The organism is Nitrosospira sp. Nsp13 (assembly GCF_900101945.1).
GTDB classification, from domain to species: domain Bacteria; phylum Pseudomonadota; class Gammaproteobacteria; order Burkholderiales; family Nitrosomonadaceae; genus Nitrosospira; species Nitrosospira multiformis_D.
In genome coordinates, this window is the sequence record NZ_FMVD01000026.1 from 1 (window position 1) to 8,697 (window position 8,697).

At 50.7% G+C, this 8,697-nt stretch carries 8 protein-coding genes and 1 pseudogene; 1 reads left to right on the plus strand and 8 read right to left on the minus strand.

Annotated features, from left to right (window positions below; all coding sequences use genetic code 11):
- Positions 1-395 precede the first annotated feature (395 nt).
- The 8 genes from BLO43_RS15860 to BLO43_RS15900 all read right to left on the minus strand — a co-directional run bounded on the left by BLO43_RS15860 (position 396) and on the right by BLO43_RS15900 (position 7,656).
- Entirely contained in the window at positions 396-1,097 is a 702-nt protein-coding gene (locus BLO43_RS15860) for a 2,3-bisphosphoglycerate-dependent phosphoglycerate mutase (protein ID WP_090907979.1), read from the minus strand.
- 564 nt (positions 1,098-1,661) lie between these two features.
- On the minus strand, positions 1,662-2,123 hold the full coding sequence (locus BLO43_RS15870) for an HIT family protein (RefSeq protein ID WP_090907982.1): 462 nt from the start codon (positions 2,121-2,123) through the stop codon (positions 1,662-1,664).
- A 56-nt stretch (positions 2,124-2,179) separates the two neighbouring features.
- Positions 2,180-3,004 carry a phosphocholine cytidylyltransferase family protein gene (locus tag BLO43_RS15875; protein WP_254773515.1) on the minus strand — a complete coding sequence of 275 codons (825 nt, stop codon included), beginning with the start codon at positions 3,002-3,004 and terminating at the stop codon, positions 2,180-2,182.
- 568 nt (positions 3,005-3,572) lie between these two features.
- Complete coding sequence (locus BLO43_RS15880; RefSeq protein WP_090907984.1) at positions 3,573-4,214, minus strand: HAD family hydrolase; 642 nt, start codon at positions 4,212-4,214, stop codon at positions 3,573-3,575.
- Positions 4,211-5,140, minus strand: coding sequence for an NAD-dependent epimerase/dehydratase family protein (locus tag BLO43_RS15885; RefSeq protein WP_090907988.1), 930 nt, complete (start codon positions 5,138-5,140; stop codon positions 4,211-4,213). The genes BLO43_RS15880 and BLO43_RS15885 overlap by 4 nt, the downstream gene beginning before the upstream one ends.
- A gap of 7 nt (positions 5,141-5,147) precedes the next feature.
- Positions 5,148-6,086 carry a phosphoglycerate dehydrogenase gene (locus BLO43_RS15890; protein ID WP_090907990.1) on the minus strand — a complete coding sequence of 313 codons (939 nt, stop codon included), beginning with the start codon at positions 6,084-6,086 and terminating at the stop codon, positions 5,148-5,150.
- The gene (locus BLO43_RS15895; RefSeq protein ID WP_074630993.1) at positions 6,083-6,844 is read right to left on the minus strand and encodes an HpcH/HpaI aldolase family protein; all 762 of its coding nucleotides are present in this window, start codon (positions 6,842-6,844) and stop codon (positions 6,083-6,085) included. Before BLO43_RS15895 ends, BLO43_RS15890 begins: the two co-directional genes overlap by 4 nt.
- A 50-nt stretch (positions 6,845-6,894) precedes the next feature.
- The gene (locus BLO43_RS15900) at positions 6,895-7,656 is read right to left on the minus strand and encodes a 3-deoxy-manno-octulosonate cytidylyltransferase (RefSeq protein WP_090907992.1); all 762 of its coding nucleotides are present in this window, start codon (positions 7,654-7,656) and stop codon (positions 6,895-6,897) included.
- A 529-nt stretch (positions 7,657-8,185) separates the two neighbouring features.
- On the opposite strand from BLO43_RS15900, the pseudogene BLO43_RS15905 reads away from it, so the two are divergent.
- Positions 8,186-8,697: pseudogene (locus BLO43_RS15905) on the plus strand (hypothetical protein); the annotation flags it as partial.

Consider the following 8,697-nt stretch of genomic DNA (forward strand, 5'->3'; position numbering starts at 1 on the left):
CAAAACTACCTGGTACCAGATCCAGTGCAAACAGACGCGTCAGTAATGGATCTATGTGGTCTGCTTCGTCAAGCGTGGGAATCACCACGGAAAATCTTGTCAAGAATACCTCTGAAGATTGAGCAACAGACCTGCCTGCCTGCAAGGTGGCAACATTATGCCGGGTGAAATACTGCATGCCTTGCTACACATCTTAGGCATGATACCGTTTGGCTTCCGAAATAAGCTTGTTAATCCAATTCAAATTTTTGACGAACACGGCTAGGCGGCTTGCGGCCGTTGAAACACACTGGGATTCATGTTCGGCACCTATCGCTATTCCGACTATCGCCTATTACCGGGAAGGCCAGAGCATAGAGCTTCCAGGAAAGCTAAGCTTGGTACTGAACATGTGACTACGCGGACTGGCGATCAGCATAGTAATGCTGAACAGGACCCAGTTCATGATCAAGGTTGTATACCAACGGACGTCCCGTTGCTATGGATAATTTCATGAGTTGGGAAACGGACAATCCATCCAACTGCATCATCAATGAGCGTAAGACGTGCCGGTGAGATACGACGAGAACCCGCTTCCCACGCAGGATCTCGGGTACGATGGTTTCCTGCCAATAAGGCAAGACCCGTGAATGAGTCTGCTGCATGCTCTCCGCGAGCGGCAATTCATTCTTGTCAACATCTGAATAACGGGGCTGATTTCTTGGACAACGGGCATCATCGGGACCCAGTGGGGGAGGTACTGCAGTAAACCGCAACTGGGGGCTCAGGACGGGCCATATGCCAAATTTCCCGATAGCATTAATACGATGAACTCCCTCCAGCGCGCCATAGTGGCGCTCATTCAAGCGCCAGCTCTGCCGTGTGGTCAATCCGTCAAGCCCCATCGCCGACAATACGATACGCGATGTGTCAGTGGCTCGTCTAAGTTCCGAAGTAAAACATATGTCGAACTCACAGCCTGCCTCTTTGAGCAGCCGACCAGCCTGCTCCGCCTGATGCTCACCCCGGTGACTCAATGCGACATCGTTCCAGCCGGTAAAATACCCATCCCGGTTCGAGATGCTTTCCCCATGTCGCAACAAAACAAGTTGTATCATCGTTGACTCATTTCACAAATCATATCGGTGGTGTTCCGTTAAAGGTTTAACAAATTTAATTGGTTGTTAACTGGTTGTTGAAGCCGATCTGTCCGGGAATGTCGCCAGTGGCTGTGAAGACTTACTGTAGCCGGGTTCTCCCGAATACAAAGATCCGCAGGATTTGTAGCAATGTGTAGAGCAAAGCATCAACTGGAAGTTCCTTTTCGACGATGGCAAATCAGTACGCAGGCTGCGCGAACATAGCATTACCCGAATTCATAAGCAACCCTGAAGAATTAATTTCGGAAAATTATTCAAATATGAACCAATTTATTTTAAATCGGCACCGAGGTAACTTGCTTGAGAATCCGCGCCGGCGCTTGATCTCCGCGTACTCACCGCTGTTTTAACCGGATACCATTGAAATCAATTGTTGTTTGTTAGCGGCCTCGAGTTGCAAATCCAGCAAACCATAAAATCGCAATAGACTTGTGCGTTCCCCGCCATATAAATCCCGACTTGCCTGAAATGTTTGTTTTTATCGAGTTTAGGCTCTTTTCCCCTATCACGGTGGCGTGACGCTTATGTCCAGCGGGGCAAAATGTAATCGATGATATGCTGGTTAGTTTCAGCATTGGTTTCATTTGGCCGATGGAAATCAGGCGCTCCGGGCCAACCGAAGTCGATAAACTCCAGGCCATGAAAATTCTTTGCCTTTGCGTAACGCGGAATAACATGGAAATGTACGTCTGGATCAACCATCATGAGCATCAGATAATTAAGTTTGTCGTAATTAAACGCTTTTGCTAAAGCAGGTTCCAGCTGCGCTGTTATTTTGTGAAGCTCGGTAAAGCTCTCTTGACTAAGCTTGGAGAATTCATGAACCGGCTCATGAGCGACCAGAACCAGGGAACCAAGCGTTAACTGCACTGGCCGGAGCATGACGCTCCAGTATTGATATTGATGAATGATTGTTTGGGGTGCCCCAAACTTTCGCATTGTTGCGTTAAAGATCGGGGCATCCGGCGGCGGCGAACTAACCATTCAAAAATCCCTATACTTTGCGAGGAACTCGTAACGCGCTGGCAAATTAGAAGTGACTAACCTGTGCAAAGACGGTTATGCAGCACTTTATCTTGATTTGTTTTGCTAAAAAGTGCCTCGGCCTTTTCCAGGTCCCCGGCAAAATCAATTTCACATGAGAAGTGCTCGGACACAAAACACGTATTCACTAATTGCTTGGCTGCCAGAGCATCTATGATGGAGAGATACCAGAATTTAAGCTTTTCTTGGTCCCGCAGTGCCTCTTCGACCGCGTTGCGAAACAATTGTGGCCCATGCTCCCGAAAAAAAATAAGTCCGATGGACTCGCAGTCGATTTGATTCGCGGATAAGCTCTTACTTACATGCTTGACCCATCCTCTCTTGTCCAACTGAACCTTCATGTCGTCTGCATCGTAGATGGGTTTGTGACTTACGCTGAGGGTAATGGGTGCGGAGGCCGAGTTCAACACCTGCATCAGTAGCGCCTTATCAAAAATAGTATCTCCATTCATGAGCAGAAAATCACGATCCATGACGGAGCGTGCAATCCAGCAACTGGCCAGATTGTCCGCAACCTCGAAGAACGGATTAAAAATCGTATTGATCCGTGCTCGATTTTCATAGCTTTGCAACAGGGCTTCAACCAGACTGGATTTAAAGCCGGTGACGACAGCGATGTCATGAATTCCGGCAGCGAGTAACGCATCAATCTGCCATTCAATAATTGGCCTGCCCCCGATTGGTAACAAGCACTTTGGAATGTTTTCAGTTAGCGGCAGCAATCGCCGCCCCTGACCCGCGCTGAGAATAATCGCTTTGATAGGGCTTTTTTCTTTGTTGCCAGTCATATCGGTAGCCCTCTGAATATTCAAAAATGCCACAAACTATGCGTACTGAATCATTTTCCGCGTTATCCATGCAAGTCTGGGGCCAGCCTGCATTCCTTAACGCTTCACGCCCAGATTAAACTGGGGTTGGTTTAAAAGCATCATTCACCCCGTAGCGGCTTCACCCAAAGAATGAAAGTTAAAATGGTACGAAATATTATTATTTATCATAACACTGATCTATCAAATGAGCGATAACTACCGGATTTAGTCGGATCTATTATAATCAATAACTAACTGATTATAATAGATCAATTGTTGAATTGTGGCGGCTGGATGTGCCGGCTCCTGATAAAATCGGTGCAATTTCTTGCAAATATAGCGAGGGTTACATGGGCCCAAAGCCGAATACGCAGCGAGTAATGACTTGTTCCGCCAGCGGTTGGATGAACTGGTTAACCCGAGACACCCTCTGGCGCAACTCGCGCAGTACATCGACTGGCGCATGGTATGGAGTGGTTACTGGCCTAGATCATCAGGGCGGCCGCATCGGCCCGACGACACACAAGGAAGGGCTGGTGTCGGCATGCGTACCATTAGAACAGCAGCAGATAGATTTTTCTCAGGTGAGCAATGGACTCAGATCGGGTAACGTATTGACCTCTGCCGGAAAGGGGTTGTCATCCCCTGAGCGTACTCTTCCCAGAAATGCTATCTTGTTCGCCTGCGCACTCTGATAATCAATCAGCGCATCCCCTATCATCAGTACCCGTTCAGGAGAAAGGGCGTGGGACGACAGAATATCCGCGATGAGCATTTGTTTTGGCGTAGGGGAACCGCGCACCGCGGTGAAATAGGGTGCCAGGCCGCGACGCATAACAATCGTCTTAAGCTCTGCTTCCGGCGTACCGGATGCGATAAATAAAGGTATTCTTGTGGCCTCTTTACGAATCAACTCGGCTGCACCAGGCACGGTCTCGCTGGCAATGACTGCCTCGACCACCAATTCGGAGAAACGTTGATCCAATAGCTGCTCTTCATCCGGTGTCAGCGGAGGTTTCTTCAATAATTGTTGTTGAAAATAATGAAATTTCTGGTAACGGGACATTCCGCCGTTTGCGCTGTGATACTGCATCACCGCGGTCATTACCGTTTCACCATAGGTCCGATAGAGATTGCCGAAGGCTTGTGTCTTGATGTCTCCAGACTCAACCACCACACCATCGAAGTCGAAAATGATGGCTTGCCAGTGCGCTGTCTTCATGCCTTATTGTCGGATGCCAAAGGTGTGGCCTCGTCATCTTCGCTGGAGTGATGCATGGCTTTGTGAATATCCCTGAGGCAATCAAGCAGGCCTTGGCCAAGATCGACATGCTCATTAAGCACCAACTTGCGGCCGATGCGGGGTTGAAACGCGTAGGGAGTCACCTCATAGTGATGCACTGCACTGCCCTCGTCGAAATTCAATGCTATTTCCCAGGGCATGATTTCCGAGATCATTGTCATGACATCCTTGATCCGCAATCGCTCTTGTCCGGTCAGGATCAAATGGCGGTTGGCGAAGTCCGGTGACAGCACTTGTACACTCATGCGCGCCGCGTCTTCCACATGGATGTATTCGCGAAGCGCTTCACCCGTACCATGGTAGGTTATCGAATGCCGTTCAACGGCTTCATGCAGCATCCGGTAGATCCCGTTGCGGGCATCGGCACGCCTGCCGTACAGAGATCCATAGCGCAAAATACTATAGTCCAGTCCATAGCGCTCATGGTAGGTTTCTATAAAACGCTCCGCCGCCTGCTTACTGGCACGGTAAAACGAACCAGACTCGGAATAAACATAAATCGTGCTGGCGAAGACGAAGCGGCGAGCTCCAGCAAGACGAGCAGCTTCCAGCGCATGCATATTACCCAATACATTGATCGTGGCGGTAGCCAGCGGCTTGTCATGAGCTTCATCGATATCCGCGATTGCGGCAAAATTATAGACGACGTCCGCGCCCTTGGCCGCTTCCGTCACCTGATCAAGATCCATGATGTCGCCAATGATCATTTCCTGATCGTGACCCTGATAGCGTGATGGGCACCGGTCAAACAGGCGTACCCGGTAGCCGGCGGCGGATAATGCGTCAGCAACATGGCTGCCAAGAAAACCACTGGCGCCATACACGATAGCGATTTCGTTAGCCATTCCTGTATTACCCGTCTCTCATTAAACCAGCTTTAATCAGGCCTTGCCACAGATTCTCCGCCGCCTCGATTTCCATGCGCAGACGCGATTCCCTGGCAAGCGAACCAATATGTGAGGTGAGAATAGCGTTGTCACATTTGATCAATGGACCATGATAAGGTTCCTGCTCGAAAACGTCGAGTGCGGCCGCACCTAGCTGCCCGGAAGTCAGAGCCTCAGCCAGGGCGGTTTCGTCAATAAGGCCGCCACGGGCCGTGTTTATTATCACGGCGCCGGGTTTCATGCGTGCGAAAGTCTCCCCATTCAGCAAATGGTGAGTGTCGGCGTCATAAGTCAGGTGCAGGCTGACGATATCCGACTCTGCCAGAAGCTTCTCTAGCGGTACCAGCTCTATTCCTTGCGGCGACTGGCTTACATAGGAATCATGCGCCATAACCTTGGCATCAAAAGCCTGGCATAAACGGGCAACCCGCCGGCCGACGCGCCCCAAGCCAATGATGCCTACCGACTGGGCAGCGAGCAGCTGGCCCTGAGTCCTTGGCCATTCTCCCGCGCGCAGTTGTCGATCAATCTGGCATATCCGACGCAACGCAGCCAATATCAAACCCATGGTAAGCTCAGCCACCGCCTGGGCTGGCGCCTCCGGGGTATTAAGCACCGCGATCCCGTAGCGTTTCGCCGCCGCAAGATCGACACTATCCAGGCCGCTCCCGCAGCGGGAGATCACTTTCAGTTTTTTTGCGGATGCGAAAACACGTTCCGTCAGAGGCTCTATGCCAGCTATCATCCCGACAGTCTCCGTACCCAGCAATTCAATAGTTTCATCTTCGGTCAGCTTGCGTTTATAGGGATTACCAGCAATATGCATTCCCTCGTTTTGCAAATGCTGGATATGGGGATTGTTGTCCACATCAAACGATGAGGTGGAAATAACAAGCTTGTTCATAATGATGCCCTTATATTCTGCATATGACCGCGGCAAAGTGTGTCGAGGATGCGAATGTCCAAACCATAGCCAAGAAAGTTGAAACCAGCGTCAATATTGCGCCGCAATGCCTCAGGGTCCGGCTCGACCACGTGAATGCCTCCAGGTTTGCCTAATCGGCGTCCAGCCTCCCTGACTTTTTCTATCGCGGATTGAACGTCCGGATAATCGAGCTCGCCGGGCCGTCCCATGGAACCCGACAAATCGTAAGGGCCGATGATATAGGCATCAATGCCGGGAACGGAAAGAATGGAATCAATGTCATTGACCGCATCTATATGTTCAATCATGGCCACGATGATGGCGTTATCTTCCAACCAGTGACGGTATTCTTGAAATCTTGCGCCATAACCTTGAGCGCGCGCCAGGCCGACTCCGCGCCGGCCTCGGGGCGGATAATAAACAGCTTGTACCGCAGCCTCGGCGTCAGCGGCGGTTTTGACCATGGGCACCATCACACCCGCTGCGCCGGCGTCCATAACCCGCTTGATCTGGTCAGGGTGATTCGACGTCAGTCGTACGATCGCCGGGCACTGTTGACCGTCGAGCACCTGGATCAGCATTTGAACTTCGCTGAGCTCCAGAACACTGTGCTCCATATCCAGTACCAGCCAATCAAACCCTGCGGCAGCCATGATTTCGGCAATTGCCGGATGTCCTAACGTAACCCATGAGCCGATGGTTAGGGCATTCCGGGCCAGTTTTGATTTTAATTGCATAGGTATTCCTTATGGTAACTACTTGAACGCGCGTTGGGAGAGTATCTGGTTCAATACGAGCTTAGCAGAGGATCGGCTGCCATCAATCCGGCTACACGTTCCAGATCGGCCTGCGTGTCCACCGCCTGAGTATTGAAGCTCGTTCTCACCATCTTCACGCGATAGCCATGCTCCAGCAGTCGTAGCATGTCCACGGACTCCAATTGTTCTAATGGAGTGGGCGGCAACCGGGAGAACTCGATCAATGTTTCACGCCGGAATGGGATAATGCAAACTTGTTTATAGGCGCAGGTATGCACAAAATTTGATTGAGCAAGTTGAGCGGGAGCGGTCGGTATCGGCTGCCGTGACATATATATGGCATCATCCTGTTGATTCATCACTACTTTAATGGTGTTGACGTCATAGAAGTCAGCCTTGTTATCGATACTGCGCACCAGGTTGACACAGCCCAGTTGCGGATCATGGCGGAATGGCTCCACCGCGGTGTCGATCATTTCCGGATGGGTCATCGGTTCATCGCCCTGTACCATAACAATCAGTTCTGCATCAATCCCGGCGGCAGCCTCGGCAACCCGATCACTGGCGCGTTCATGGGTGTCAGCGGTCATTATCACGGGGGCGCCAAAATCCTGCGCCGCTTGCCGGATTTCCTCGTCGCAAGTGGCTATGTAAGTAGCATCGAGAGAGTTACTCAGGGCAACGCGCTTGTAAACATGTTCCAGCATGGTCCGGCCTAATAGCCTTGAGAGCGGTTTGCCGGGAAAACGTGACGAACCCATCCGGGCCGGTATTACAGCAATTGTTTTCATTGGTTATTTCACATTCTATTGGAGTTTGTATTTGTAGAGATGCCCTTCTCCATCTGACCGCCAATTGTTTAGCCTTATGCGTCAGTGGTAATGGAGTTCGCGCGCCCTGGTCGCTATCCTACCATCAGAGGAGATACTCTGTAATAATTTGAAAAAGTTTCCACCTTATGGAATTGCTGAATATGCCTTCCATGGAGCGGATATCGGGAGATTTTTTTGCCGGTTGGATACAGAATTGCAAAACAATGATCAAAGTGCCGCCATGCTCATCACGCGTTGTGGCCTATGATTAAAATATGCGTATCCATGCGCCTCGATCGATGCCCATTCAGTCATGATTGTGCCACCGAATATGGCTTAGGTTGATTATATAGCCATACTTCTGACACCATTCAGACACCTGTACTGGTAAACGAATATCCGCGAGTGTACAATTACGCCCTTTTCTCCACTCAAGATTTATCTGATTATTCAATTAAATGATGGATATACTGTCTGTCCTTAACATCCCGGAGCTAAACGTCCGGGTATGAAAGCTCTTTTTTTTCTCCGTCATTATAACGACATTGATCATATTACCCCGGTGATCTACAAGTGGATTGATTCGGGGCATACGTGCGATATTGTGCTGATAGGCAAGTCGCGGTTTCGCAATGACTACCGCATTGAATTTCTGCGCAAGCTCAATGGCGTACGCATGGCCCACATCAGCGACCTGTTGCCGCCGGTTGAATTTGCCCGCTGGTTTCTGCAGACGCTGATACTGATCCGCAACGTGCGCCGCCCTTACCTGGCGCCGATAACGGCAGCCCTGGCGAAGTCATATGATGCCGGACGGCGCGCACCGGTGTGGCACAGCACTGCCCAGCGCCTGCTGAAGCGCAGCTTCGGGCCCCATGAAGGTGCCTCCGAAGGCGTGGTGGTATTTGACTGGATAGAAAGGAACTCCTCCATCTGCCTGGAATGGGTCAAGATAGTCCTCTCGACAGCGCGCACCATGGGACTTGGCACCGTATCGCTGCCGCATGGAGACAGCCCGCA